This window comes from Diaphorobacter sp. J5-51, assembly GCF_001023515.1.
Lineage (GTDB): Bacteria > Pseudomonadota > Gammaproteobacteria > Burkholderiales > Burkholderiaceae_C > Diaphorobacter > Diaphorobacter nitroreducens.
The window spans coordinates 65,033-91,535 of the sequence record NZ_JSYI01000073.1 but is presented as its reverse complement, the minus strand read 5'-3'; the positions used below and the strand labels follow the sequence as shown (position 1 = coordinate 91,535).

General features: G+C 67.8%; 22 protein-coding genes and 3 pseudogenes. 13 read left to right on the top strand and 12 right to left on the bottom strand.

What is annotated here, in order from left to right; all coding sequences use genetic code 11:
• Window positions 1-20 precede the first annotated feature (20 nt).
• The 5 genes and pseudogenes from OX89_RS10190 to hemC all read right to left on the bottom strand — a co-directional run bounded on the left by OX89_RS10190 (window position 21) and on the right by hemC (window position 4,142).
• The gene (locus OX89_RS10190) at window positions 21-1,304 is read right to left on the bottom strand and encodes a heme biosynthesis HemY N-terminal domain-containing protein (protein ID WP_047350532.1); all 1,284 of its coding nucleotides are present in this window, start codon (window positions 1,302-1,304) and stop codon (window positions 21-23) included.
• Window positions 1,305-1,327: 23 nt separating this feature from the next.
• Window positions 1,328-1,693: pseudogene (locus OX89_RS19115) on the bottom strand (uroporphyrinogen-III C-methyltransferase); the annotation flags it as partial.
• A gap of 1 nt (window position 1,694) precedes the next feature.
• A partial coding sequence (locus tag OX89_RS10185) for a uroporphyrinogen-III C-methyltransferase (RefSeq protein WP_234305548.1) occupies window positions 1,695-2,399 on the bottom strand: 705 nt, incomplete at its 3' end.
• Window positions 2,389-3,207: a uroporphyrinogen-III synthase gene (locus tag OX89_RS10180; protein WP_047350531.1), complete on the bottom strand. Its 819-nt coding sequence runs from the start codon at window positions 3,205-3,207 to the stop codon at window positions 2,389-2,391. The genes OX89_RS10185 and OX89_RS10180, both read right to left, overlap by 11 nt.
• Window positions 3,208-3,209: 2 nt before the next feature.
• Entirely contained in the window at window positions 3,210-4,142 is a 933-nt protein-coding gene (gene hemC, locus OX89_RS10175; RefSeq protein ID WP_047350530.1) for a hydroxymethylbilane synthase, read from the bottom strand.
• Between the two features lie 128 nt (window positions 4,143-4,270).
• On the opposite strand from hemC, the pseudogene ppc reads away from it, so the two are divergent.
• The 5 genes and pseudogenes from ppc to OX89_RS10155 form a co-directional block, all read left to right on the top strand.
• Window positions 4,271-6,552, top strand: a pseudogene (gene ppc, locus OX89_RS10170) (phosphoenolpyruvate carboxylase); the annotation flags it as partial.
• A 1-nt stretch (window position 6,553) separates the two neighbouring features.
• Window positions 6,554-7,054: phosphoenolpyruvate carboxylase (locus OX89_RS19110; RefSeq protein ID WP_234305547.1), on the top strand; the 501-nt coding region annotated here is incomplete at its 5' end.
• A gap of 9 nt (window positions 7,055-7,063) precedes the next feature.
• Window positions 7,064-9,247: a YccS family putative transporter gene (gene yccS / locus OX89_RS10165; RefSeq protein ID WP_047350528.1), complete on the top strand. Its 2,184-nt coding sequence runs from the start codon at window positions 7,064-7,066 to the stop codon at window positions 9,245-9,247.
• A gap of 112 nt (window positions 9,248-9,359) precedes the next feature.
• Complete coding sequence (locus OX89_RS10160; RefSeq protein ID WP_234305546.1) at window positions 9,360-9,959, top strand: hypothetical protein; 600 nt, start codon at window positions 9,360-9,362, stop codon at window positions 9,957-9,959.
• A 14-nt stretch (window positions 9,960-9,973) separates the two neighbouring features.
• Window positions 9,974-10,528, top strand: coding sequence for a FlgO family outer membrane protein (locus tag OX89_RS10155; protein ID WP_234305545.1), 555 nt, complete (start codon window positions 9,974-9,976; stop codon window positions 10,526-10,528).
• An 81-nt stretch (window positions 10,529-10,609) separates the two neighbouring features.
• Here the strand turns inward: OX89_RS10155 and flhC are convergent, their stop codons facing one another.
• The 3 genes from flhC to bfr all read right to left on the bottom strand — a co-directional run bounded on the left by flhC (window position 10,610) and on the right by bfr (window position 12,301).
• Window positions 10,610-11,149, bottom strand: a complete 540-nt coding sequence (gene flhC / locus OX89_RS10150; RefSeq protein ID WP_011806038.1) for a flagellar transcriptional regulator FlhC — start codon at window positions 11,147-11,149, stop codon at window positions 10,610-10,612.
• 41 nt (window positions 11,150-11,190) lie between these two features.
• The gene (gene flhD, locus OX89_RS10145; protein WP_011806037.1) at window positions 11,191-11,520 is read right to left on the bottom strand and encodes a flagellar transcriptional regulator FlhD; all 330 of its coding nucleotides are present in this window, start codon (window positions 11,518-11,520) and stop codon (window positions 11,191-11,193) included.
• Between the two features lie 304 nt (window positions 11,521-11,824).
• On the bottom strand, window positions 11,825-12,301 hold the full coding sequence (gene bfr, locus OX89_RS10140; protein WP_011806036.1) for a bacterioferritin: 477 nt from the start codon (window positions 12,299-12,301) through the stop codon (window positions 11,825-11,827).
• A 237-nt stretch (window positions 12,302-12,538) separates the two neighbouring features.
• Here bfr and ahpC point away from each other — a divergent pair, with 237 nt between their 5' ends.
• A complete protein-coding gene (gene ahpC, locus OX89_RS10135) occupies window positions 12,539-13,102 on the top strand; it encodes an alkyl hydroperoxide reductase subunit C (protein ID WP_047350525.1) in 564 nt (187 codons plus the stop codon).
• Window positions 13,103-13,206: 104 nt separating this feature from the next.
• Window positions 13,207-14,763, top strand: a complete 1,557-nt coding sequence (gene ahpF / locus OX89_RS10130) for an alkyl hydroperoxide reductase subunit F (protein ID WP_047350524.1) — start codon at window positions 13,207-13,209, stop codon at window positions 14,761-14,763.
• A 100-nt stretch (window positions 14,764-14,863) separates the two neighbouring features.
• Here ahpF and OX89_RS10125 read toward each other — a convergent pair whose 3' ends face one another.
• Window positions 14,864-15,694, bottom strand: coding sequence for a pyruvate, water dikinase regulatory protein (locus OX89_RS10125; RefSeq protein ID WP_011806033.1), 831 nt, complete (start codon window positions 15,692-15,694; stop codon window positions 14,864-14,866).
• 223 nt (window positions 15,695-15,917) lie between these two features.
• Between OX89_RS10125 and ppsA the strand changes: the two genes are divergently transcribed.
• The 4 genes and pseudogenes from ppsA to OX89_RS10105 all read left to right on the top strand — a co-directional run bounded on the left by ppsA (window position 15,918) and on the right by OX89_RS10105 (window position 21,339).
• On the top strand, window positions 15,918-18,308 hold the full coding sequence (gene ppsA / locus OX89_RS10120; RefSeq protein WP_047350523.1) for a phosphoenolpyruvate synthase: 2,391 nt from the start codon (window positions 15,918-15,920) through the stop codon (window positions 18,306-18,308).
• A 26-nt stretch (window positions 18,309-18,334) separates the two neighbouring features.
• Window positions 18,335-18,652, top strand: coding sequence for a DUF4212 domain-containing protein (locus OX89_RS10115; RefSeq protein WP_047350522.1), 318 nt, complete (start codon window positions 18,335-18,337; stop codon window positions 18,650-18,652).
• A pseudogene (locus tag OX89_RS10110) lies at window positions 18,645-20,733 on the top strand (VC_2705 family sodium/solute symporter). The gene OX89_RS10115 and the pseudogene OX89_RS10110 overlap by 8 nt, the downstream one beginning before the upstream one ends.
• A 138-nt stretch (window positions 20,734-20,871) precedes the next feature.
• A complete protein-coding gene (locus tag OX89_RS10105) occupies window positions 20,872-21,339 on the top strand; it encodes a hypothetical protein (protein ID WP_047350521.1) in 468 nt (155 codons plus the stop codon).
• Between the two features lie 113 nt (window positions 21,340-21,452).
• On the opposite strand, the gene efp is transcribed toward OX89_RS10105, so the two are convergent.
• The 3 genes from efp to OX89_RS10090 form a co-directional block, all read right to left on the bottom strand.
• Window positions 21,453-22,007, bottom strand: a complete 555-nt coding sequence (efp, locus tag OX89_RS10100; RefSeq protein ID WP_011806028.1) for an elongation factor P — start codon at window positions 22,005-22,007, stop codon at window positions 21,453-21,455.
• 166 nt (window positions 22,008-22,173) lie between these two features.
• The gene (earP, locus tag OX89_RS10095; protein ID WP_047350520.1) at window positions 22,174-23,286 is read right to left on the bottom strand and encodes an elongation factor P maturation arginine rhamnosyltransferase EarP; all 1,113 of its coding nucleotides are present in this window, start codon (window positions 23,284-23,286) and stop codon (window positions 22,174-22,176) included.
• On the bottom strand, window positions 23,283-24,182 hold the full coding sequence (locus OX89_RS10090; protein ID WP_047350519.1) for a LysR family transcriptional regulator: 900 nt from the start codon (window positions 24,180-24,182) through the stop codon (window positions 23,283-23,285). Before OX89_RS10090 ends, earP begins: the two co-directional genes overlap by 4 nt.
• 120 nt (window positions 24,183-24,302) lie before the next feature.
• On the opposite strand from OX89_RS10090, the gene OX89_RS10085 reads away from it, so the two are divergent.
• Together OX89_RS10085 and OX89_RS10080 are read left to right on the top strand one after the other, a co-directional pair.
• Window positions 24,303-25,523, top strand: coding sequence for a CaiB/BaiF CoA-transferase family protein (locus OX89_RS10085; RefSeq protein WP_047350518.1), 1,221 nt, complete (start codon window positions 24,303-24,305; stop codon window positions 25,521-25,523).
• Window positions 25,520-26,494: a hydroxymethylglutaryl-CoA lyase gene (locus tag OX89_RS10080; RefSeq protein ID WP_047350517.1), complete on the top strand. Its 975-nt coding sequence runs from the start codon at window positions 25,520-25,522 to the stop codon at window positions 26,492-26,494. The genes OX89_RS10085 and OX89_RS10080 overlap by 4 nt, the downstream gene beginning before the upstream one ends.
• Window positions 26,495-26,503 lie beyond the last annotated feature (9 nt).

Genomic DNA, 26,503 nt, shown 5'->3' with positions numbered 1-26,503 from the left:
CGGGAAAGGGGGAGTGGTGCTCAGGCGTTCGCCTGGGCGGCTTTCTTCCAGGCATCCGCGGCGGCCTCTGCGTCGCCGCGCTGCTCGGCCAGCTCGGCCAGGTGGCGCCAAGCGCTGGCGCGCAGCGACGCATCGGGAAGCTGCTGAGCGGCCTGGGTGAAGAGCTGCTGGGCCTTGCCCCACAGGTTGCGCTGCAGGCAGGCCTTGGCCGACAGGTATTGCAGACGCGCGTTGCGCGGAGCCGCCTGCTGGGCGGACTCGATGCGCGCCAGCCAGTTGGCATCCAGCGCCTGCAGGCTGCCCTCAAGCGCGCGCACCAGCTTGAGCACCTGGGCATCGGGCAGCGGGGGCTGAGCGGGGTCCGTCATGCGTTCCCACACCGGCAGAAGCCATGCGCGCACCTGCATCGCATCGCCGCCCAACTGGCCCAGGCGCTGCGCCGCATGCACGGCAATCTCGGGCATGGCGCGCTCATGGGGCTCCAGCCCCAGCCAGATGCGCTGCAGTTGGGCCGGGTCGTAGGCGCCGTTGATCAGTTCCATTGCCAGGCCGCGCACGATGCTCTCGGCGGCGGCCGGCGAAAAAGCGTGGTGCTTGCCCAGCAGACGGGCGGTTTCCAGCGCCTGCTCGGTCTGGTGCGACAGGCGCGATGCCTTGAGTTTGGCGCGCAGTGCCAGCGTGCGGCGCGCCGTGCCGGCCGGCAGGACGGAAAGGCGCTCCAGCGCGGTGGTGGCGTCGCGCTCGTCCAGCGACCAGCGTGCAGCGCGCAGCTGCGCGCCCTCGCGCAATTCCTGCTCGATGGCGACCGCACGATCGGGAATGTTGTCCAGCGCCTGCTGCAAGTGTGCTTCCCGCGTGGCACGGTCCTGCAGCGCATGCGAGCTTTCCGCGGCCACCATGTGGGCCAGCGTGCGCAGCCGACGGCCATGGGGCAGGGCTTCCTTGGCGTCTTCGAGGGCGCGCTCCTGCGCGATCGCGGATTCCGCGGATTTGCGGGCGCGCAGGAAGCGCCCTCCCAGCATCTGCGACAGCGCATCCAGCAGCGCACCGTGCATGGCACGCTCCTTTTGCAGCAGGCGCCAGCGGCGCGCCTGCATGGGTAGCTCCAGCAGCGCCGCCAGGGCACGCAGCGCCGCGTACAGCAGCGTGAAGCCGCCGAACAGCAGCATCAGCACCATGTTGAGGGACAGGTCGATGCGGTAGGGCGGCCAGAACAACGTGACCGTGCCCTGGTTGTTGCCCGCAAACAGGGCGACGGCAACGGCCACACCGAACAGGGCCAGGAACCAGAGTGCTGCGCGCATGGGCAGAGTGTCCTAGGGGCGGGTCAACGGCCGGCCGCGGCCGTGGCCAGCGCGGCGAAGGTGTCCTCCAGCGCGGGCATTTCGACGGTCTTCATGTGCGCCTGCAGCTGCTGCAGGGCCGCGATGGCGTTCTGCGTGCGGCGCGAGGCGGGATCGAAGTACTTGCCCAGCGCGCTGTAGGCGCCGGCCAGGTCGGCGCGCGCCGAATCCATGCGACGCGCCAGCAGGCCCAGCCGTGCATTGAGCAGCTTGAGCTTGAGGTTCTCGCGCAGGAAGAAGGCCTGGTCGGGGGCGAGCAGGATGGCGTCGGGATGGTCGATGCGGCTCACACGCACCAGGCCGCGCACCTCGTCGCGCACGCCTTCCCAGGTGCGGTGCAGCGTGGCTTGNGGGCTGGCTGGCGGTGCTCGCAGCGGGGGCGGGCGCCGTCGCCTCGCCCGCCGGGCGGCGCATGCTGGCTGACTGGGCCACGCTGCCCAGCAGGGGCAGCTCGTCCACCTGGCGCACCAGGTCGTCCAGGCGGCCGAGCAGACCCGCAGTGTCGATGACGTTGGCGCGCTCCAGGCGCTCCAGGTCATGGCCCATGGCGCGCAGCACGGGCGCCAGGCGCGGCTGCGATGCGCGCTCCACGCGCTGGCTCGCGCTCTTGAGCGCGGCCACCAGGGGCTGCAGGCTGCCCGTGAGCTGGGCCTGCTGCTGCGCCAGGCGGATGGCGGCTTCCACGTCCACCACCAGGTTCTCGTCGCGCGTGCGCGAGAGGCTTTGCATGAGCTCTTCCAGCTGGCTGCGCTGCAGCGCGACTTCGCTCACGCGGGCTTCGGCCACGGCCAGGCGCGTGGAGGTCTCGCGCGCCAGTTCCTGCGCTTGCTGGGCCATGGTGCGCGCCTCGATGGCCTGGGCGCCGGAGTCGGCCGACTGGCGTGCCAACTGCTCCTGGATGGACGACAGCCGCTGCCACAGCATCACCGAACTGGCCAGCGCGGCAATGGCGATGGCGCTCAGCGCGAACAGGGTCGCGCGGCCGCCGTGGGCCGCGGCGGGCCGGGGAGCGGCGGGCGCCGGTGCGGGCAGCCCGGATGAGGACTCATTGCTCATAAAGCGATTCTATCGAGGCTGCCACTTCATCGAACGCCGGACGGCATTCGTGCACGCTGCCAAAGCCGGCCGCACGTGCGGCCTGCGCGATACGCGGGTGGGTGGTCAGGGCGCGGGCCATGCCCCAGTGTTGCGCGGGCAACACAGCACGCAGGTTGGCAATGGCCTCGGAACTGCTCAGCAGCCAGACCGAGCCGTCGCTGGCGGCCGCTTGCGCCAGCACCAGTTGCTGGGCGTCGAGGCAGGGTGCGCCGCGCTCGTACGCGGCGACGAAGTCCACCGCGCCACCCGCAGCGGCAATCTGCCGGGCCAGCCATTCGCGCCCGTTGCCGCCTTCGGCCGTGGGGGCGTTGGATCCACGCACGATGAGCACGCGGTCGCCCGGGCCGATCTGCGGCGCGACCACCTGCCACAGGGCTTCGGAGTCAAACTGCGCGGCGTCGGCGCCGGGAGCGTCAATGCGCTCGGGCGCAACCCCGGTCTGCACGAGTGCCGCCACGGTACCGGGGCCGGGAGCCCATACTCTCGTTTTGATAGCTGCTAACGCTTGTCCAGAAAGCGCTAGAGGCATATTTGATTCGAAGAAATACTGCGCCGCGTTGCCGCTCACGAACATCACCGCGCAGTAGCGGTCTATGCGTGCGCGGGCCTGTTGCAGTTCCTCGCGCAGAGCCGGGTTGGTCACCGGGCCGATGGCGATGAGTGGCAGCGCCAGCGCGGCGATGCCGCGCGCCTGCAGATCGGCGGCCCACTGCGTGGCCTCGCGCGCGGGGCGCGTGACGATGGCCCGGGGCGGCGGCACGGGCAAGGTCAGAGCGCTCCCACCGCGCCCGCAGTGCGCAGCTGTGCGGCGACGGCCAGTCCCAGCGCATCGGCCTGCTCCAGCGTATGCACGGGGGCCGCGCCCTCGGCGCGTACCAGCGGCACCCGGGCCGCGACGTCGCCCCAGGCGGCGCGCAGCGAGAGCGTGTCGCCGTCCCACTGGCCATGCGCGGCCAGCGGCATGGAGCAGCTCCCCCCCATGGCGCGGCTCACGGCACGCTCGGCCGTCACCGTGAGCCAGGTGCGCTCATGGGCCAGCGGCGCCAGCGCCTCGCGCAGGTCGTGGCGGTCGCCGCGGATCTCGATGCCCAGAGCGCCCTGACCGGCCGCGGGCAGCATCTGTTCGGGCTCGAAAGTGCTGCGGATGCGCTCGTGCAGGGCCAGGCGCTTGAGTCCCGCAGCTGCCAGCACGATGGCGGCGTACTGGCCTTCGTCCAGCTTGCGCAGGCGCGTTTGCACGTTGCCGCGCAGCGGCTCGATCTGCAGGTCGGGGCGCAGCGCCTGCAGCAGCACCTGGCGGCGCAGGCTGGAGGTGCCCACCACCGCGCCCTGGGGCAGGTCGTCCAGCGATGCGTAGCCGGGCGACACGAAGGCGTCGCGCGGGTCTTCGCGCTCCATCACGCAGGCCAGGGCAAAGCCGTCTGGCAGCTCCATGGGCACGTCTTTCAGCGAATGCACGGCAATGTCGGCACGGCCTTCTTCCAGCGCTACTTCAAGCTCTTTGACAAACAGGCCCTTGCCGCCCACCTTGGACAGGGTGCGGTCCAGAATCTGGTCGCCGCGCGTGGTCATGCCCAGCAGCGACACGGTGTGGCCGCGCGCGCGCAACAGGGCCTGCACATGTTCGGCCTGCCACAGGGCCAGCTGGCTCTCGCGCGTGGCAATCACGATGGGGGGAAGCGGGGAGGTGGGGTGGGTCATTGCGGCAGGTGTCTCGGGCCTGTGCCGGCAGGGCGGCAAGGGCAGCGGGGGATGCTAGCATGCTGCGCTGGCGCGGCCGGCCCCCAAAGACCCCCCCGATTTCACCGGCGCGCAGGAGATATTTGCGCATGACCGCACCCGCCCGCAAGACCGAAACCACCCGCAAGAACGACTCTGCCCGCACCACCGACGCCACCGATGCGCCGCCGCCCACCCGCAAAGCCGACAAGGATCTGCCGCTGATCCAGGACATCCGCCTGCTGGGGCGCATCCTGGGCGACGTGATCCGCGAACAGGAGGGCGTGGCCGCCTACGACCTGGTGGAGCAGGTCCGCAAACTGTCAGTGGCCTTCCGGCGCGACGCGGACCACGAGGCCGACAAGGCGCTGAAGAAGCTGCTCAAGGGCCTGACGGGCGACCAGACGGTGAGCGTGATTCGCGCCTTCACCTATTTCAGCCACCTGGCCAACCTGGCCGAGGACCGCCACCACATCCGCCGCCGCGCCGTGCATGAGCGCGCGGGCAGCGCGCAGGAGGGCAGCATCGAGGTGGCGCTGGCGCGCCTGCGCTGGGCCGGCATCGCGCCGCGCACCGTGGCGCAGACGCTGGCCACCAGCTATGTGGCGCCGGTGCTCACGGCCCACCCGACCGAGGTGCAGCGCAAGAGCATCCTGGACGCGGAGCGCGAGATCGCCCTGCTGCTCACCCAGCGCGACGATATCCAGGCGCGCGCCCAGCTCTACAACAGCGCGAAAGACACGCTCACCCCGCGCGAGCTGGCCGCCAACGAGGCGCAGCTGCGCGCGCGCGTGGCCCAGCTGTGGCAGACGCGGCTGCTGCGCTACTCCAAGCTCACCGTGGCCGACGAGATCGAGAACGCCCTTTCGTACTACGAATACACCTTCCTGCACGAGATCCCCAAGATCTATGCCGAGCTGGAGCGCGAGCTGGGCGGCAGCCACCCCGTGGCGAGCTTCCTGCGCATGGGCCAGTGGATCGGCGGCGACCGCGACGGCAACCCCAACGTGAGCGCCGACACGCTGGCACTGGCCCTGCGCCGCCAGGCCGAGGTGGCGCTGCGCCACTACCTGACCGAGGTGCATCACCTGGGGCGCGAGCTGTCGCTCTCCAGCAACCTGGTGCAGGTCTCGGCCGAGATGCTGCAGCTCGCCGCACGCTCGCCCGACACCAGCGAGCACCGCCGCGACGAACCCTACCGCCGCGCACTCACGGGCGTGTACGCGCGCCTGGCCGCCACGCTCAGGGATTTGACGGGCGGCGAGGCTGCACGCCATGCCGTAGCTCCACAGAATGCGTATGCCAGCGCGGGCGACTTCCTGGCCGATCTGCGCGTGATCGAGGCTTCGCTGCGCTCGCACCGCGGTGCGGCCCTGGTGGGCGAACGCCTGCGCCCGCTGATGCGCGCAGTGGAAGTGTTCGGTTTCCACCTGGCCACGGTGGATCTGCGCCAAAGCTCCGACCAGCACGAGCGCGTGGTGGCCGAACTGCTGGCCACCGCCCGGGTGGAGTCCGACTACGAGGCCCTACCCGAGCCCGCGCGCCGCGCGCTGCTGCTGCGCCTGCTGTGTGACGCACGGCCCCTGCGCGTGGTGGGGGCGCCGTATTCCGAGCACACGACGGGCGAGGTCGCCATCTTCGAGACCGCGCGCCAGATGCGCGAGCGCTATGGCGACGACGCCATCCGCCACTACATCATCAGCCACACCGAGACGGTGAGCGACCTGCTGGAGGTACTGCTGCTGCAAAAGGAAGTGGGCCTGCTGCAAGGCACGCTGGACACGGGCGCCAGGGCGGACCTGATCGTGGTGCCGCTGTTCGAGACGATCGAGGACCTGCGCAATGCCGCGCCCATCATGCGCGAGTTCTACGCGATCCCTGGCATCGTGCAGTTGGTGCGCGCCAGCGGGGCCGAGCAGGACATCATGCTCGGCTACAGCGACAGCAACAAGGACGGCGGCATTTTCACCAGCAACTGGGAGCTGTACCGCGCCGAGATCGCGCTGGTGGCGCTGTTCGACGAGATGAACGCCGCCCAGGCGGGCGCGCCCATCCAGCTGCGCATGTTCCACGGTCGTGGCGGCACGGTGGGGCGTGGCGGCGGACCCAGCTACCAGGCCATCCTGGCGCAGCCGCCAGGCACCGTGCGCGGGCAGATCCGCCTGACCGAGCAGGGCGAGGTGATCGCCTCCAAATACGCCAACCCCGAGATCGGCCGGCGCAATCTGGAGACCCTGGTGGCCGCCACGCTGGAAGCCACGCTGCTGCAACCCACCAAGTCCGCCACCAAGGCTTTCCTGGAAGCGGCCGAGCAGCTCTCGCAGGCCAGCATGGAGGCTTACCGCGCGCTGGTGTACGAGACACCGGGCTTCACCGATTACTTCTTCAATTCNTGCTGGGGCCAGTGCCGCCTCACGCTGCCGGGCTGGTTTGGCTTCGGCGCGGCGGTGGATGCCTTCACGCACGCGCCGGGCAAGGATCCCAAGGCCCAGCTGGCGCTGTTGCAGAAGATGTACCGGCAGTGGCCGTTTTTTCGCACGCTGCTGTCCAACATGGACATGGTGCTGGCCAAGAGCGACCTGGCGCTGGCCTCGCGCTACAGCGAGCTGGTGGCCGATGTGCGCCTGCGCAAAAAGGTGTTCGGTGTGATCGAGGCCGAATGGCAGCGCACGGCCGACGCGCTCACGCGCATCACAGGGGAAAAGCAGCGCCTGGCGGCCAACACGGCGCTGGCGCGCTCCATACGGCACCGCTTCCCCTACATCGACCCCCTGCACCACCTGCAGGTGGAGCTGGTGCGCCGCTGGCGCGCGGGCCAGGGCGACGAGCGCGTGCAGACCGGCATTCACATCTCCATCAACGGCATTGCCGCGGGGCTGCGCAACACGGGCTGAGGTACGGGCGTGGTAGACGGCATCACGGCGCAGTGGCTGCAACGCCTGGGCGCGCAGGTCGCCTGGGCCTACGGCCTGCGCGTGCTGCTCGCGCTGGGCGGCGCCATGGCCTGGAGCTGGGGCACGCACCAGGTGGAGCTGGTGGTGCCGCTGTTCCTGGGCGTGCTCGCGTCTGCGCTGGCCGAGACGGATGACAGCTGGCGCGGCCGCCTGAAGGCGCTGGTGGTCACACTGGCGTGCTTCGCGCTGGTGGCCTTCCCGGTGGCGGCGCTCGTGGACCAGCCGCTGTGGTTCCTGGTGGTGCTGCTGGTGTGCAGCTTCGTCTTCACATTGCTGGGCGCGGTCGGCGGGCGCTACCGCGCGATCGCTTCGGCCACGGTGATCCTGGCGCTGTATGCGGCCCTCAGCGTGCCCCAGGGTGCGGGCGACACGCAGCCCTGGTGGCGCATGCCTGCGCTGCTGCTGGCGGGCGCGGGGTGGTACGGACTGTTGTCGTTGGCGTGGTGTGTGCTCACGCCGTTGTTGCCCCTGCGGCATGGCATGGCTGCGCTGTACGAGGAGCTGGGCGCCTACCTGCGGCTCAAGGCCAGCGTCTTCGAGCCCGTGCGCGGCGTGGATGTGCAGCAGAGGCGGCTGGCGCTGGCACAGACCAATGCGCGCGTGGTGGCGGCGCTCAACAGCGCCAAGGAAAGCCTGTTCAGCCGCATGGACGCGCAGCCGCCCCAGGGCCGGCTGCTGCAACTGCTCAACCTGTATTTCATCGCCCAGGATATTCACGAGCGCGCGAGCTCCTCACACTACCACTACAACGAATGGGCGGACGTGCTCTTTCACAGCGATGTGCTGTACCGCTGCCAGCGCGTCCTCACGCTGCAGGGCATGGCCTGCACGCAACTGGGTGAAGCACTGCGCCGGCGCCGCCCGCTGGTACGCGATGCGGGGCATGCGCAGGCACTGGCAGACCTGCATGATTCCATCACTTACCTGGAGCGCCAGGGCCAGAGCGCCTGGCAGCGCCCGCTGCGCTCGCTGCGCGCGCTGGCGCGCAACCTCAGCACGCTGGACGCGCAACTCACCACTGCCACGCTGCCCATGCAAAACGCGGTGCTGGGGGACATCGCATTGTTCGACCGCACGCCGCGCTCGCTGGCCGATGCGTGGGGCCGCGTGCGTGCGCAGCTGCATGCGCGCTCGGTGCTGTTTCGGCATGCGGTGCGCCTCACGCTGGCGTTGGCCGCGGGGTATGCCGCCATGCAGCTCACGGACCCGCGGCATGGCTACTGGATCCTGCTGACCACGCTGTTCGTCTGCCAGCCGACCTATGGGGCCACCGTGTCCCGCGTGGCGCGGCGCGTGCTGGGCACCGCGCTGGGGCTGGTGGCGGGCTGGGCGTTGCTGGAGCTGTTCCCCAGCCCGACCCTGCAGGCGCTCTTGGCCGTGGCGGCGGGGGTGCTGTTCTTCCTTACGCGCACCCAGCGCTACCTGCTGGCCACGGCGGCCATCACGCTGATGGTGCTGCTGTGCTTCAACCAGACCACGGGCGAAGGCTACACGCTCATCCTGCCGCGCCTGCTGGACACGGTGATCGGCAGTCTCATCGCGGCGGCCGCCATGTTTCTGGTATTGCCTGACTGGCAGGGCAAGCGCCTGGGTGCCGTTGCGGCCGAGGCGCTGGAGGCCCATGCGCTGTACCTGCGCGAGATCATGTCGCAGTACGCCACGGGCAAGGACGACGACCTGGACTACCGCCTGGCGCGCCGCGTGGCGCACAACGCCGATGCGGCCCTGTCCGCCGCCCTGTCGCACATGCTGCTGGAGCCGCGCTGGGTGCGCCGCCACGCGCGCGTGGGACTGCAGTTGCTGGTGCTCTCGCACACGCTGTTGAGCTATCTGTCGGCCTTGGGTGCGCACCGCGGTCTGCCGGCCGACGTGGCGGCCGATTCGTTGGCAGAGCGCGCCGCCCGTGAGGCCGCGAACCAGATCGAGCAGATGGCCCAGGCGCTGCGCGGGCGGCATGCGCTGGCGCAGGAGGATGGCGCTGCCGAGGGGTTGGCGCTGGCGCTGGAGCAGGCGGCCGATGCCTCCGGCGACGGCCTATCGCTCGTGCAGGCCCAGTTGGCGCTGGTGTGCCGGCAGGTGGCGCCGCTGCGGGCCGCGGTGCGCTCGCTTGCCGGGCAGGGCGCGGCGGCCTGAGGCTGATCTGGCCCGCAAAGCCCGTCTTGTTCCACCCTTGGCGCGCAGGCGCACCGGCTAGCATGGCCGATCGTCACGCAATACATATTCTTCGATCATGAGAAACCGGGTTTTGGCCTTCTGCGTCCTGGCCGGGCTGGCGGCCGGCTGCGCGCCCCTGCCAACGGCGCTGCACGGCGCGACGCCGGAGGGGGCGCACGCGCCCACGGAGCAACAGGCGGTGAACGCAGTCCGCCAATGGGACGTGCTGGCTGCCGACGTGGCGGCGCGTGTGGCCGACCGGCTGCGTGCGTGGCCCGCGGGGCAGCACCCGATCCATGTGGAGATGGCCCCCCAGGCCTCCGACTTTCAGCGCGGCTTTCGCGAGTTGCTGGTCACGCATTTGGTGGAGCGGGGCATCGCCGTGACCACCGAACCCGCAGCCCTGCAGTTGCGGGCCAGCAGCCAGCTGGTGCAGCACCACGCGGGTGCGGCGTCCGCGGCGCCGTTGCAGCGCCTGGCCGAAGGTGTGTACGTGCAGCGCAACGCAACGCATGCGGACGCGAGTGTGCCGATGCGCACCGAGGTGCTGGTCGTCACGTCGCTGGAAAGCGAGGGCCGGGTGCTGGTGCGCACATCTGACGTGTACACGATCGCGCAGCCGGACGCACCGCTGTACCAGCGCCCCGCTGCGGCGCCGGGGCCCCTCACGACCTGGCGGGTCGTGCCATGAAGGAGGGAGACCGCATGACGCAACGCATTGGAATACAGCGGCGCGTGCTGCTGGCAGCGGTGCTGACCGCCAGCGCATTGGCCCTGCCGGGCTGCGCACGCTACTACTACGGCGCTGCGGCCAGCAGCGACCCCGTGGACCTGATGGCCAGCAACCACGGCGCCGCGGATGCGCTGTTGCTGCAAGTGCCGCTGGATCCCGATACCCCTGTGCTGGTGGCAACGGTGGTGCAGTTGGACCGGTTGGATGAATCTTCGCGCCTGGGGCGCTTGGTGGCCGAGCAACTGGCGGGCCGGCTGGTCCAGCGCGGGCTGCGCGTGACCGAGTTGCGCATACGCGAGACCCTGGCGATGCGTCCCGGACAGGGCGAGCTGCTGCTGTCGCGGCACGCACAGGAGGTGGCGCGCGCCCAGGCGGCGCAGGCCGTGCTGGTGGGCACCTACGCGGTGGCGCCGCAGGCGGTTTACGTGAGTCTGAAGCTGGTGGGCGCGGGCAACGCGGTGCTGGCGGCGCACGACTATGCACTGCCCATGGATGCCAACGTGCGCGGTCTGCTGGCGGGCCGGTAGCCCATTGCCGCGCCGTTATGCTATTTATTTAATAGCTGTTAGCGCCTGATGGGTAAGCGCTAGAAGCCATTTTGACTTGAATTAGTGCAGCGTGAGTGCGCCGGCGCTCTTGCTCTTGCCGGCACGTGCGGGCGGGTTGCACAGGCCGCAGGTGTAGTGGCGGTTCTCGTACAGCTCGGTGACGAATTGGCCGCCGCACTGCGAGCACTTGGTGCGCGTGAGCATGCCGGCATCCACGAACTTCACCAGCCGCCAGGCGCGCGTGAAGGACAGCAGCGGGTCGATCTGCGCTGCGGCCACCTGCTCGTTGTAGAGGCGATAGGCCTTGGTGAGCAGCTCCACCGCGTCCAGGCTCACGCCCTTGGACAGGTATTCGTAGATGTTCAGGAACAGCGAGCTGTGGATGTTTTCCTGCCAGGTGAGGAACCAATCCGTGGAGAAGGGCAGCTGTCCCTTGGACGGCGACTTGCCCGCGATCTCCTTGTACAGGCGGATGAGGCGTTCGTACGACAGCGTGGTCTCGGACTCCAGCACCTGCATGCGGGCTCCCATCTCGATCAGCATGGCGGCGCGTTCGATTTGCTTGGATTCGTTGAGAACGCTCTTGGCGGGTGCGGACATGGCAGGCTTTCGGAGGAAGAGGAGAACGCTGGCGTGGGACTTCAGAGCACTTCGGAGACGCGGCTGGCCATCAGGATGTTGGCGTGCAGCGTGTTGGTGGCTTCGCTGGCGGCTTTGCGCGGCGTGTTGTGGCTGGTCAGCAGGCTCCACACCAGTTCGTCGTCCACGCGGAAGCTGCACAGCAGCGTGTTGCGCGAGGCCAGCTTGAGCACCTGTGCGGCGGACAGCGATGCCAGAATGTCGGCCGCTTCTTCGTTCAGCCCCAGACGGAAAACGGCTTCGGCCTTGTCCTGGCGGATCAGGGTCTGCGCCAGCATCAGGTAAGTGAGGTTGGCTTCGCGGATTTCGGCGAGCAGTTGTTCGGAGGTCATGGGGCAATCCTTTCCAAGAGGGGATCACTGCGTTGCATAACGTTGCATGTGTTGCGTGATCCGATGAAATGGATTGTGAAACCGGGGCAAAAAGAAATTAAGTCGGGGTTCGGCGCTGCGTGGCGTCTGGCGGATGAGCAGCCTTTGTGGGAATTTGCCTTACAGCGGCGTCGGCGTGTGGCGCGTGTTTGCGGTGGTGGTTTCGCCGATACAGGCATGAAAAAACGGGCCGCAGCCCGTTGGATGGAGTGCACGCGGTCGTGCGCAGGGTGGAAGGCACCGTGTCAGGCGCCTGGCGCCTGGCTCAGTCGGCGTCGCCCATCTGGGACTGCAGGTAGTTCTGCAGCCCGACCTTGGCGACCAGTTCGATCTGGGTTTCCAGAAAATCGATGTGCTCTTCGGTGTCTTCGAGGATGTCTTCCAGCAGTTCGCGCGAGACATAGTCGCGTACGGACTCGCAGTAGGCAATGCCTTCCTTGATGGTGGCCTGCGCTCCGCGCTCGGCGCGCAAATCGCATTCCAGGATCTCGGGTACGTCTTCGCCCACCTGCAGCTTGGCCAGGTCCTGCAGGTTGGGCAGGCCGTCCAGCATGAAGATGCGGTCCATCAGCCGGTCGGCGTGCTTCATCTCGCCGATGGACTCGTCGTATTCCTTCTTGGCCAGCTTGTCGAAGCCCCAGTGCTTGAGCATGCGGTAGTGCAGGAAGTACTGGTTGATGGCCGTGAGCTCATTCTTCAGCTGGGCCTGCAGGTGTGCGATGACTTGCGCGTCGCCTTTCATGGGGCTTCTCCTTTCAGTCAGAAAGGGGCATTGTCATGACCCTGGCACCAGGGGGCAAGACAATGCCCCTGCATGCAGGCTTTGCCTGCGTGTGATGCTGAGTCGTGTTCTCGAATGGAATGAGCCGATAGTCAATATCAATTCAATTGATGTGTTCAATTTATTGGATTTATCATTCGATCCGGCCTAAACTTCAGTCTTGTTCTAGCCCATCAACCTAAGTAAGAGGAAACAGCAATGTCCGTGCTTAACACCACTATCAAGCCTTTCAAGGCGCAAGCCTTCAAGAACGGCAAGTTTATCGAAGTGACCGAGAAGGACGTCCTGGGCAAGTGGGCCGTGTTCTTCTTCTACCCGGCCGACTTCACCTTCGTGTGTCCCACCGAGCTGGGCGACGTGGCCGACCACTACGACGAGCTGCAGAAGCTGGGCGTGGAGGTGTACTCCGTGTCCACCGACACGCACTTCGTGCACAAGGCATGGCATGACGCCTCCGACACGATCCGCAAGATCAAGTACACGATGCTGGGCGACCCCACCTGGCAAATCAGCCAGAACTTCGACTGCCTGCGCGAAGGCCAGGGCCTGGCAGACCGTGCCACGTTCATCGTTGATCCCCAGGGCGTGATCCAGGCCATGGAAATCACCGCCGAAGGCATCGGCCGCAATGCCGCCGATCTGCTGCGCAAGGTCAAGGCAGCCCAATACGTGGCCAGCCACCCCGGTGAAGTGTGCCCCGCCAAGTGGGAAGAGGGCGCCAAGACGCTGGCTCCTTCGCTGGACCTGGTCGGCAAGATCTAAGCTGGCACCAGCCACGTTCAGCCGCCGCGGCGGCTGACCAAGACGCCCGGGTGCCAGGCGCCCGGGTTTTTTTTCCCATAACTAGATTGATTAGGAGTAACCCTATGCTCGACGCCAACCTCCAAGCCCAATTGAAAGCCTATCTGGAGCGCCTGCAGCGCCCGGTGGAGCTGGTCGCCACGCTGGACGATGGCGCCACTTCCCAAGAGCTGCGGGAACTGCTCCAGGAGATCCGCTCTCTCTCCGACAAGATCACCGTGGTCGAGAAGAACGACGCGCCCGTGCGCAAGCCGTCCTTCCTGATCACCAACCCCGGCGTGGACACCGGCGTGCGTTTCGCGGGCGTCCCCCTGGGCCATGAGTTCACCTCGCTGGTGCTGGCGCTGCTGCAGGTGGGCGGCCATCCCTCCAAGGAATCGGCGGACCTGCTGGAGCAGGTGAAGAACCTGGACGGCGATTTCCATTTCGAGACCTACTACTCCCTGTCCTGCCACAACTGCCCGGACGTGGTGCAGGCCCTGAACCTGATGAGCGTGCTCAACCCGCGCATCACGCACACGGCCATCGACGGCGCCGTGTTCCAGGACGAGATCAAGGAACGCCAAATCATGGGCGTGCCCACGGTGTTCCTGAACGGCAAGAATTTCGGCCAGGGCCGCATGGAGCTGGCGGAGATCGTCGCCAAGATCGACAGCGGCGCCCATGCCCGCGTGGCCGCCAAGCTCAATGCCATGGAGCCGTTCGACGTGCTGGTGGTCGGCGGTGGTCCCGCCGGTGCCGCGGCCGCCGTGTATGCGGCGCGCAAGGGCATTCGTACCGGCGTGGTGGCCGAGCGTTTCGGCGGCCAGGTGCTGGATACGGTGGACATCGAGAACTACATCTCGGTCAGCAAGACCGAGGGCCCGAAGTTCGCCATCGCGCTGGAGCAGCACGTCAATGACTACGACGTCGAGGTGATGAACCTGCAGCGCGCCAAGGCCCTCAAGCCCGCCGCAACCGAAGGCGGCCTGGTGGAAATCGAACTCGAGAACGGCGCAACGCTCAAGAGCAAGACCGTGATCCTGTCGACCGGCGCGCGCTGGCGCAACATGAACGTGCCGGGCGAGGAGCAGTACCGCACCAAGGGCGTGACGTACTGCCCGCACTGCGACGGCCCGCTGTTCAAGGGCAAGGACGTGGCGGTCATCGGCGGCGGCAACTCGGGCGTGGAGGCCGCGATCGACCTGGCCGGCATCGTCAAGAGCGTGACGGTGCTGGAGTTCGCCAGCGAGTTGAAGGCCGATGGCGTGCTGCAGAAAAAGCTGCGCAGCCTGCCCAACGTGACGGTCATCCTGAACGCCCAGACCACGGAAGTGAATGGCGACGGCAGCAAGGTCACCGGCCTGACCTACAAGGACCGCACGACGGACGAGGCCAAGACCGTGGCGGTCGAGGGCATCTTCGTGCAGATCGGTCTGTTGCCCAACACCGACTGGCTCAAGGGCACGGTGGACCTGACGCGCTTTGGCGAGATCATCATCGACGCCCGGGGCCACACCAACGTGCCGGGCGTGTTCGCCGCGGGAGACTGCACCAACGTGCCGTACAAGCAGATCATCATCGCCGCAGGGGCGGGCGCGACGGCGGCCTTGTCGGCCTTCGACCACCTGATTCGCCACTGATATCTAAGCCAAATTGGCCTTTAGCGCTTACCGGTCAAGCGCTGATAGCTATCAAAAACAAAGCGCCTTTCGGGGCGTTTTTGTTTTGATGCAGGGGCGGTCAGTACTGCAGCCGTTCCGGCCGCACCTCCTGCAGGATGGTGGTCGCGATCTCCTCGATGCTCTTGGTGGTGGTGGACAGCCAGCGAATGCCCGAGCGGCGCATCATCGCCTCGGCCTCGGCCACCTCGTTGCGGCAGTTCACCAGATCGGCGTACCGGGAGCCGGGGCGCCGCTCATTGCGGATCTGCGACAGCCGTTGCGGGTCGATCGTCAGGCCGAAGATCTTCTTGCGGTGCGGCACCAGTGCGGGCGGCAGTTGGCGGCGCTCGAAGTCCTCGGGGATCAGTGGATAGTTGGCCACTTTCAGGCCGCACTGCATGGCCAGGTACAGGCTCGTGGGCGTCTTGCCGCTGCGCGACACGCCGATCAGGATCACGTCCGCACCCGACAGGTCGCGGTGGCTTTGGCCGTCGTCGTGGTCCAGGCTGAAGTTGATGGCTTCGATGCGGTCGCTGTATTCCTTGGACACGCTGATGTCCGAGAAACGCCCCACGCGGTGGTGTGACTTCACGCCCAGCTCGGACTCCAGCGGGCGGATGAAGGTGCCGAACATGTCCAGCAGCATGCCCCTGCAGCCGTCCTCGATGATCTTGAGCACGCTCATGTTCACCAGCGTGGTGAACACGATGGGCTTCTTGCCCTCCAGCTCGGCCGTGTGGTTGATCTGGCGCACCACCTGGTGCGCCTTGTCCTCGGTATCGATGAAGGGCAGGCGCACGTGGCGCGGGCGGATGTCGAACTGCGCCAGGATGGCATTGCCGAAGGTCTCGGCCGTGATGCCGGTGCCGTCGGAGATATAGAACACGGTGCGCGTGTGCGTGGCAAGCATGGGAAAGGAAGAGCGGGAAGGAGAGCGTGGTGATGCGATGGCGCGTGCGCTGCGGCGGGCAGCCCGCCTACAATGGCGCCCATTATTCCCAATTTCTCCCCATGCACCGCGCCGGCCCACAACCACAACAGCAAAGCCGTGGCCGCTGCATGAGCGACGACTGCCCGCCTTCCCTTGACGCGACGGTGGGCGCAGACCGGTTTTTAAACTCTGGAGCTTTCCCATGTCTGCACGTTTCGAGGCGACCGCCCTGGTCGTACCGTTTGAGAACCTGAGAATGAGCGACGTCGAGGTCGTTGGCGGCAAGAACGCCTCCCTCGGCGAGATGATCTCCCAACTGCCCCAGGGGGTGCGCGTGCCCACGGGCTTCGCCACCACCGCGCATGCGTTCCGCGAGTTCCTCAAGTACGAAGGCCTGCACGACCGCATCAGCCAGCGCCTGGCCGCGCTGGACGTGGACGACGTGCGCGCGCTGGCCGAGGCCGGCGCCGAGATTCGCGGCTGGGTAGAAAACCAGCCGTTCCCCGCCGACCTGGAAAAGGCCGTGCGCGAGGCATTTGCCGCGCTGTCGGCGGGTAACGACCAGGCCAGCTTCGCCGTGCGCTCCTCCGCCACGGCCGAGGACTTGCCCGATGCCTCCTTTGCCGGTCAGCAGGAGACCTTCCTGAACGTGGTGGGCATCGAAGCCGTGCTGCACAAGATGAAGGAAGTGTTCGCGTCGCTGTACAACGACCGCGCCATCTCCTACCGCGTGCACAAGGGTTTTGCCCATGACGTGGTGGCCCTGTCGGCGGGCGTGCAGCGCATGGTGCGCTCCGACCTGGGCGCGGCCGGGGTGATGTTCACCATCGACACGGAAAGCGGCTTCGAGGACGTGGTGTTCATTACCTCCAGCTACGGCCTGGGCGAAACCGTGGTGCAGGGCGCCGTGAACCCCGACGAGTTCTACGTGCACAAGCCCATGCTCCAGGCCGGCAAGCAGGCCGTGATCCGCCGCAACCTGGGCTCCAAGCTGATCCAGATGGTGTTCTCCACGGCGCAGGAAAAGGCCGCCAGCGGCAAGCTGGTGAAGACCACCGAGGTGGCAACCGAGCTGCGCAATCGCTACTCGCTGACCGACGACGAGATCGAGCAGTTGGCCCACTACGCGCTGGTGATCGAGCAGCACTACGGCCGTCCCATGGACATCGAGTGGGGCAAGGACGGCACTGATGGCCAGCTCTACATCCTCCAGGCGCGCCCTGAGACGGTGAAGAGCCAGGCCAAGGGCCAGGCCGAGCAGCGCTTCAAGCTCAAGGGTCACGGCCCGGTGCTGGCCGAAGGCCGCGCCATCGGCCAGAAGATCGGCACCGGCCCGGTGCGACTGGTCAACGACATCGCCGAGATGGACAAGGTGCAGCCCGGCGACGTGCTGGTCACCGACATGACCGACCCCAACTGGGAGCCGGTGATGAAGCGCGCCAGCGCCATCGTGACCAACCGGGGCGGGCGCACCTGCCACGCGGCCATCATTGCACGCGAGCTGGGCATTCCGGCCGTGGTGGGCTGCGGCCACGCCACCGACGTGCTCAAGGACGGCACGCTGGTCACCGTGAGCTGCGCTGAGGGCGACACCGGCCGTATCTACGACGGCCTGCTCGAGACCGAGGTGACCGAGGTGCAGCGCGGCGAGATGCCGCCCATCTCCACCAAGATCATGATGAACGTGGGCAATCCGCAGCTGGCCTTCGACTTCGCCCAATTGCCCAACGAAGGCGTGGGCTTGGCGCGCCTGGAGTTCATCATCAACAACAACATTGGCGTACACCCGAAGGCCATCCTGGACTACCCCGCCGTGGATGCCGACCTGAAGAAGGCCGTGGAGAGCGTGGCGCGCGGCCATGCCAGCCCACGCGCGTTCTACGTGGACAAGGTGGCCGAGGGCGTGGCGACCATCGCCGCCGCGTTCTGGCCCAAACCCGTCATCGTGCGCCTGTCGGATTTCAAGTCCAACGAGTACCGCAAGCTCATCGGCGGCAGCCGCTACGAACCCGAGGAAGAGAACCCCATGCTGGGCTTCCGTGGCGCAGCGCGCTACGTGAGCCAGGACTTCGGCGAGGCCTTCGCCATGGAGTGCGAGGCCATCAAGCGCGTGCGCAACGACATGGGCCTGACCAACGTGCAGGTCATGGTGCCCTTCGTGCGTACGCTGGGCCAGGCCGAGCGCGTCACCAAGCTGTTGGCACAGCACGGCCTGCAGCGCGGCGAGAACGAGCTCAAGCTCATCATGATGTGCGAGATCCCGAGCAACGCGATATTGGCCGAGCGCTTCCTGGAGTACTTCGACGGCTTCTCCATCGGCTCCAACGACCTGACCCAGCTCACCCTGGGCCTGGACCGCGACTCGGGCCTGGAACTGCTGGCCGCCGACTTTGACGAGCGCGACCCGGCCGTGGAGGCGCTGATCCACCTGGCCATCAAGGCGTGCCGCGCGCAGGGCAAGTACATCGGTATCTGCGGGCAGGGCCCCAGCGACCATCCCGACTTTGCCCAGTGGCTGGCGCGTGAGGGCATCACGTCGATCTCGCTGAATCCTGACAGCGTGATCGATACCTGGCAGCAACTGGCGCGCTGACCGCGCCGCAGCCGCAGCCGCAGGCCATGCCCCACCGCCGGTCGCTCACGCAGGAAGAGATCGAAGGGGCGCCTTTTGCCCCCGACCTGCACGATGCACGCCACCTGTGGCTGAAGGCGGGCCTGCTGCTCGTGTGGGTGCTGGTGTCGTTCGGCACCGGCTACTTCGCGCGCGACCTGCAATTCCTGGTGGGCCCGTGGCCGTTGAGCTACTGGATTGCCTCCCAGGGGGCAGTCCTGATGTTCATTGGCATCGTCTGCGTTTACTGTGCCGCCATGAGCTACTTCGAACGGCAGGACATGGCGGCGCAGCGCGACGCTGCCACAGCCCCATCCCATGATTGAACGCGGCGGCGAGGGGCGCAGCTACATGGCGCGCCTGAACCGCATCGTGGCGCTGTACATCGCGGGGCTGCTGGGGTTCGTGGCCCTGATGGCCTGGGCCGAGCAGCGCGGGTTGTCGCGCCAGTGGATCGGCCCCATCTTCCTGTTTCTCACCGTGATGGCCTACGCCGCCATCGGCGTGTACGGCCGCACCACGGATGCGGACGAATACTACGTGGCGGGCCGCCGCATTCCGCCGTTCTACAACGGCATGGCCGCCGCCGCGGACTGGATGAGCGCGGCCTCGTTCATCAGCCTGTCGGGCGCGCTGTATCTGCAGGGCTTTTCGGGCACGCCGGAGCAGCCGGGCGGGCTGGCCTATCTGTTGGGCTGGACGGGCGGCTTCGTGCTCGTGGCCATGCTCATCGCGCCGCACCTGCGGGCGATGAACCTCTACACCGTTCCGGACTTCTTCCAGGTGCGTTTTGGCGGGCGCTGGCCACGCATCATCGCGGCCCTGTCGGCCGTGCTGTGCTCTTTCACCTACGTGGTGGCGCAGATCTACGGCGTGGGGCTGATCGCCTCGCGCCTGACCGGCGTGCAGTTCGAGATCGGCATCATGCTCGGCCTGGGCGGCGTGCTGCTGTGCTCGTTCCTGGGGGGGATGCGCGCCATCACCTGGACGCAGGTGGCGCAGTACATCGTCATCCTGCTGGCGTTCCTGATCCCGGTGTCGTGGCTGGCGTACAAGCAGCTCGGCAACCCCGTTGCACCGGTGGTGGCGGGGGCACAGATCGGCAAGATCGCCATGCTGGAGGGCGGGCTGCTGGCCTCGGAGGTCGAGCAAGACGTGGTCGCGGCCTACCTGCAGCGCGCCGAGGATTACAAGGCGCGGCTGGCCGACGTGCCCGCCGCACTCGCGCGCGAGCGCGAAGCGGCGCGCGAGCGCATCCAGCGCCTGCGCGCCCAGAACGCCGACGTGGGGCTGATCGTGGCCGCCAGCCGGGATTTGGCCTCCATGCCGCGCGACGAGGCTGCCGCGCGCGATCGCTGGACGCGCGAGATGCGCGACAACTATGAGCGTGCCCGCGCCATGGGCGGCCTGCCGCGCCACAGCCAGGCGTTTGCGGGCGATCCGCAGGGCACCCCGCAGGAGCGCCAGACCTTCGACGATGCGCGCCGCAACTTCCTGGCGCTGATGTTCTGCCTGATGGTGGGAACGGCCGGCCTGCCGCACCTGCTGACGCGCTACTACACGGTGCCCTCGGTGGCGGGCGCGCGCGCGTCGGTCGCGTGGTCGCTGTTCTTCATCGCACTGCTGTACCTGAGTGCGCCGGCGCTCGCCGTGCTGGTGAAGTTCGAGGTCATGAACAAACCTTGTGGGCAGCAGCTTCGACCAACTGCCCAACTGGATGGCGCAATGGGCGCGTGTGGACGCCTCGCTGCTGTCCGTGGAGGACGTGAACGGCGACGGCATCGTGCAGTTCGGCGAAATCCGCTTCGGGGCCGACCTCATCATGCTGGCCACGCCCGAGATCGGCGGGCTCCCCTACGTGATCTCCGGCCTGGTGGCCGCGGGCGGGCTGGCCGCTGCGCTGTCCACTGCCGATGGCCTGCTGCTCACCATCAGCAACGCGCTGGTGCGCGACCTGTACCACCAGGAAACGCGCCGCAAGGCGTCGCCCGAGCAGCGGGTGATCCTGACCAAGTTCACGCTGCTCTCCGTGGCGCTGTCCGCGGCGTTCGTGGCGGCGCTCAAGCCGTCGGAAATCCTGCCCATGGTGTCGGCGTCGTTTTCCATCGCCGCATCGGCCTTCGTGCCCGCGATGGTGCTGGGCATCTTCTGGCGCGGTACTACGCGCCAGGGCGCGGTGGCCGGCATGCTCGCCGGCCTGTCCGTCACGGTGTATTACCTGTTGGCGCAGGTGGACAGCGTGCGCGATTGGGTGCCTTCCGCGCTGCTCGTCGATGGCCTGTGGTTCGGCATCCATCCGATTTCGGCCGGGGTCTTCGGCGTGCCGGTAGGCCTGGCTGTGGCGTGGAGCGTCAGCCTGACCACGCGACCCGTCCGCGTGCGGCCGGCTCCCGCGGACGGGCTGTAGCGCGCCGCGCCCCGCGGCTGAGCGCCCACGGGCGACCTGCGGTTTGACCTCATTCACAAATGGTCACATTCGTGCGACGCTGATCCCGTGCGGCGTTCCATGCCGCTTTTCCATCACGTACCAAGCGAAGAGGTGGGCATGATTCTCGTGAAAACACCGGCTGGGCAACTAGCGCTGAAGGATCGCCAGGGTGCGCTGTCGCCGCGCCAGCGCTCAGCCTTCATCCTGTTCGACGGCAAGCGCACCCTGGACCAGGTGCTGACGGCCACGGCGGCCATGGGTATCTCGCGCGAGGACGTGCAGCTCATGATCGACCAGGGGTTGCTGGAGAGCGGACCGGGAGCGCCGGCACCCGCGGCCGCAGCGCCGGCGGACGGCGCCGAGGTGCAGGTCGATGGCACGGGGCGCACGCAGCGCGAGCGCTATCAGGCCGCCTACCCGATCGCCACCGAACTTACCGCCAGCCTTGGGCTGAAGGGCTTCCGCCTGAATCTGGCGGTCGAGGGCGCTGCGGGGTATGAGGATCTGGCGGCGCTGGCTCCCAAGATCCGCGAGGCCGTGGGAGACGCCAAGTACACCAGGCTGGAGAGGGCGTTGTTCGCGTGAATGCGGCGCTGGGCTGGCCCCTGCCGGACCCACCCAGTCCTCAATAAAAAAGGGAGCGTGCATGACACGCTCCCCTTGCATGAACAGCGTCCGCAGCCGGACGCAAGGTGTTCTTAGACGCGCTTGCGGTACTCGCCCGTGCGCGTGTCGATCTCGATCTTGTCGCCCTGGTCCACGAACAGCGGCACGGCCACTTCGAAGCCGGTGGCGATCTTCGCGGGCTTGAGCACCTTGCCGGACGTATCGCCCTTCACGGCGGGTTCGGTCCAGGTGATCTCGCGCTCCACGCTGGTGGGCAGTTCCACGGAGATGGCCTTGCCGTCGTAGAACACCACTTCGGCGGCCATGCCGTCTTCGAGGTAGCTGATGGCATCGCCCATGTTGGAGGCTTCCACTTCGTACTGGTTGTACTCGGCGTCCATCCACACGTACATCGGGTCGGCGAAGTAGGAGTAGGTGCACTCCTTCTTGTCCAGGATCACGTTGTCGATCTTGTCGTCGGCCTTGAAGACGACTTCGGTGCCCATGTTGGACAGGAGCGCCTTCAGCTTCATGCGCACGGTAGCGGCGCCGCGGCCGCCGCGGGCGTATTCGGTCTTCAGCACGATCATGGGGTCTTTGCCCTGCATGATCACGTTGCCGGCGCGGATTTCTTGAGCGATTTTCATGGCTTGCTTGGGAAGGAAAGGTTGACCGCTCCACAAGTCGGGGCGGGCGGGCGTGGCCCAGGCGTTTGCGTGAACTGGGCCGCCTTCCACCCCGGCGCATGTTCCGCGGCGGGGGCGCCGGCTGGGCACGCGAGTGCCGCCTTCGTATGGCGCAAAACCAGGGATTCTAGCTTTTCTCCGCCACAAACCCTAGTAGTAAGGTCAATAAATCCTGCTGTGCCAGCAGCCGCGCACGTGCGGACTGTATACATGCGCGCCATTCGCCCAGGGTGGCCGCGTCCAGCGGCGGCAACTCGCTGCGGGGCTCCAGACCGTTCCAGAGGGCCGACCAGCGCCGCAGCGATGCAGGGGCGTGCAGCCAGTCCAGAAAGGCCAGTAGCTTGGCGTGGTGCGCATCGTCGTGCTGCGGATAGATCTGCCACACGAACGGCTGGCCCGCCCACAGGGCGCGCACCAGTGAGTCCTCGCCGCGCACGAAGTTCAGGTCGCAGGCCCAGAGCATTTCGTCAAAGGCCGGCTGAGGGCAGGGTGGCAGATATGAAATTGATAGCTGCTCGCGCTTGCTGTATGAGCCTTTGAGGCTTTTTTGACTCTCAAACCGCTGCTGCCATTGGCGCACGGCCGCCGTGGCACGTCCGGGCGTGACCAGCAGCCGCACGTCGCTGCGCGGCCGCCATTGCGCCAGCAGCTGGGGCAGGGCGGGTGGTTCGTAGCAGAACAGCGAGATGGCGACTTCATCTGCCCCGATGCCGTGGCCGGCGCGCCAGGCGGCGCGGTCGAATGCGGCCTGGCGCGCCAGCAGGTCTGGCTCACGCAGCAGGCCGCCCGTGCGCTCGGTGAAGCCGGGGTAGTAGAACCAGCGCGTCAGGCCCGCCCCCGGGCCGCTCATGAGCGGAGACGGCAGCCGGTGGCAGCGTTCCACATAGGCCTCGGCCGACAGGTACTCCAGGTTGATCCATAAGGGTTTTGGGCCTGTAGCGTTTGTGTGGTGAGCGATGGCAGCTATGAATTGCGGAGCAATCTCGCAGCCGAAGGCCTCCACCACCACGTCGCCAGGCCCGTCTGCGGGCGCCTGCGTGGGCCAGGGCAGCACCTGTACGCCAGGTGCGCCCTGCGGCGCCATCCAGGCCAGAGCGCTGGCGTCATCCACCCACAGGCGCACGCGGTGGCCGCGGCTGCCCAGATCGGCCGCCAGGCGCCAGCACACGCCGATGTCGCCAAAGTTGTCGATCACCTGGCAAAAGATGTCCCAGCGCAGGTGGGCCGTGGCCTTCGTCATGGCGCCTCCTGGGCGCCGGCGCGCAGGTGGTCCACCAGCAAGCGTGCGACGCTGGACAGCGACTCCTCCGAGCGCACGCACAGCGACAGCCGCCGCCGTGCCCAGGGCTCATCCAGCGTGATGGCGCGCAGGGCCAGTGTGCCGCGGTAGATCTGGGCGCTGCCGCGCGGCAGCACGGCCACGCCCAGACCGGCGGACACCATCAGGCACAGGGCGTCATAGCTCGTGACCTGAATGCGCAGCTTGAGCGGCATCTCCTGCTCGGCCGCGGCGCGTGTGAGCAGGTTGTTGATGGCGCTGCCCGGATGCATACCCACGAAGTCGCAGGCCAGGGCATCGCTCAGGCGCACGCTGCGGCGGCGCGCCAGCGCATGGCCTGCAGGGACGATGAGGACCAGCTCGTCCTCGCGGTAGGGCAGCAGGCTCACGCGCTCGCCATAACTGCCGTGGTTGAGGATGCCCACGTCGGCTGCGTTCTCGGCCACCGATTGCGCCACGGCGGTGCTGATCTGCTCCTGCAGCCGCACATCGACCTGCGGGTGCGCGGCCATGAAGCGCTGCAGTTCTCCCGGCAGGAACTGCGTGATGGCCGAGATGTTGGCCACCACGCGCACGTGGCCGCGCACGCCAGCGCGAAAGTCCTGCATCTGCGTGGCGATGCCGTCCAGGTCGTTGAGCACGCCGCGCGCCAGGTGCAGCAGGGCGTAGGCCGCGGCCGTGGGCTCGGTGCCGCGGTTGCTGCGGGCGAACAGCTCCACGCGCAGCGCGTCCTCCAGCTCGGCCAGGCGGCGGCTGGCGGCGGAGGGTGCGATGTGTTCGCGTGCGGCGGCGCGGGCGATGGCGTTTTCCTCCATCACCGCGACGAACAGGCGCAGGGAGACCGGGTCGAGCTTCATGGGCGGGGATGGTACTGCGGCGGCGGCGGGCCATGCCGGTTTGCGATGGCAGCTTCGCGCTTGAGCGTTTTGCGGCCCAGCCGGGGCGCCGCATCATGCCGCCTGGATTGCAGGAGACATATGACCCCCAAGTACAACACCGCTGCCCCCACGCCCGCGGCACTGGCCGGCGTGCGCGTGATCGAAATGGGCCAGCTCATCGCCGGGCCGTTCTGCGGCAAGACATTGGGCGAGTTCGGCGCCGATGTGGTGAAGATCGAGACCGTGGGCGCGGGCGACCCCCTGCGCAACTGGCGCCTCATCAAGGAGGGCACCTCCGTGTGGTGGCAGGTGCAGTCGCGCAACAAGAAGTCGGTGGCGCTGGACCTGCGCCAGGCCGAGGCGCAGGACATTGCGCGCCGCCTGATTGCCGAAGCCGACGTGCTCATCGAGAACTTCCGTCCCGGCACGCTGGAGGGCTGGGGCCTGTCGCCCGAGGCGCTGCACGCCCTCAACCCGGGCCTGGTCATCCTGCGCATCTCGGGCTACGGGCAGACCGGGCCGTACCGCGACCTGCCGGGTTTTGGCGTGATCGGCGAGGCCATGGGCGGCCTGCGCCACCTCACGGCCGAGCCGGGCCGCGTGCCGGTGCGCGTGGGCGTGTCGATCGGCGACACGCTGGCCGCGCTGCACGGCGCCATCGGCGTGATGATGGCGCTGTACCATCGCAAGGTGAACGGCGGCGCGGGCCAGGTGATCGACGTGGCCCTGCACGAGGCGGTGTTCAACTGCATGGAAAGCCTGATCCCCGAGTACAGCGCCTTTGGCGCCGTGCGCGAGGCCGCGGGCAGCGCGCTGCCGGGCATTGCGCCGAGCAACGCCTACCCCTGTCAGGACGGCTGGGTGCTGGTGGCCGGCAATGGCGACAGCATCTTCAAGCGCCTGATGGCCACCATCGGCCGCCAGGATCTGGCCGATGACCCGCAACTGGCCGACAACGCCGGCCGCGTGGCGCGCGTGGCCGAGATCGACGCGGCCATTGGCCGCTGGACCGCCGAGCGCACCGTGGCGCAAGTCATGGAGTTGCTGGCCGCAGCGCGCGTGCCGGCGGGCAAGGTCTATACCGCCAAGGACATCGCCGAGGACCCGCACTACCAGGCGCGAGACATGTTGCTCACGCAGCGCACGCGCGACGGCTACGAGCTGCAGGTGCCGGGCATCGTGCCCAAGCTCTCGGTCACGCCGGGCACCATCCGCACCAGCGCGCCGCGCCTGGGGGACGACACCGATGCCGTGCTGGCCGAGGCGGGGCTGACGGCCGAGCAGATCGCGCTGCTGCGAAGCAAGGGAGTGATCCAATGACGACCAGCGTGTGGAACGGCGCCGGGCGGCGCATCGAGCTGTGCGACGTGGGCCTGCGCGACGGCCTGCAGATGGAGGCGCAGTTCGTGCCGACCGAGGACAAGATCGCGCTGGTGAATGCACTGTCCCACGCGGGCCTGTCCAAGATCGAGGTGACCTCGTTCACCTCGCCCACGGCCATCCCCGCGCTGCGCGACGCCGAGGTGGTGATGCGTGAGATCGAGCGCCGCCCCGGCGTGACCTACACCGCGCTGGTGCCCAACGCGCGCGGCGCGGAGCGCGCCATCGAGTCGCGCACCGACGAGTTGAACCTGGTCATGTCCGTCAGCGAGACGCACAACCTCGCCAACCTGCGCATGACGCGCGCGCAGTCGTTCGCGGCACTGGCACAGGTGATCACCATGGCGCAGGCGGCGCAGGTGCCGGTGAACGTGTCGCTGTCGTGCGTGTTCGGTTGCCCCATGGAGGGTGACGTGGCGCTGGACGCCGTGTGGGACCATGTGCAGCGCTTCGCCGACCTGGGCGTTGCGGGCATCACGCTGTGCGACACCACGGGCATGGCCTTTCCCACGCAGGTGGGGCAGGTGGTGGCCGCTGCGCGCGCGCGCTGGCCGGGCATGGCCTTCACGCTGCACTTTCACAACACGCGTGGCATGGGCCTGGCCAATGTGCTGGCGGCCATCGATGCGGGGGCGCAGCGCTTCGACGCATCGCTGGGCGGCCTGGGTGGCTGTCCCTATGCGCCGGGTGCCACGGGCAATGTGTGCACCGAAGAAGTGGTGCATGCGCTGCAGCTCATGGGTTACGACACGGGCATTGATCTGCCGGCGCTGATTGCCACTGCGGCCCGCCTGCCCGCGCTGATCGGCCACGAGGTGCCCAGCCAGATCGTGAAGGCGGGGTGCCGGCTGGACCTGCATCCGGTGCCGGCCGGCTTCGACGCAATCCGCGAGCGCGCGCTGGCGCGGTAGCTTTCACCG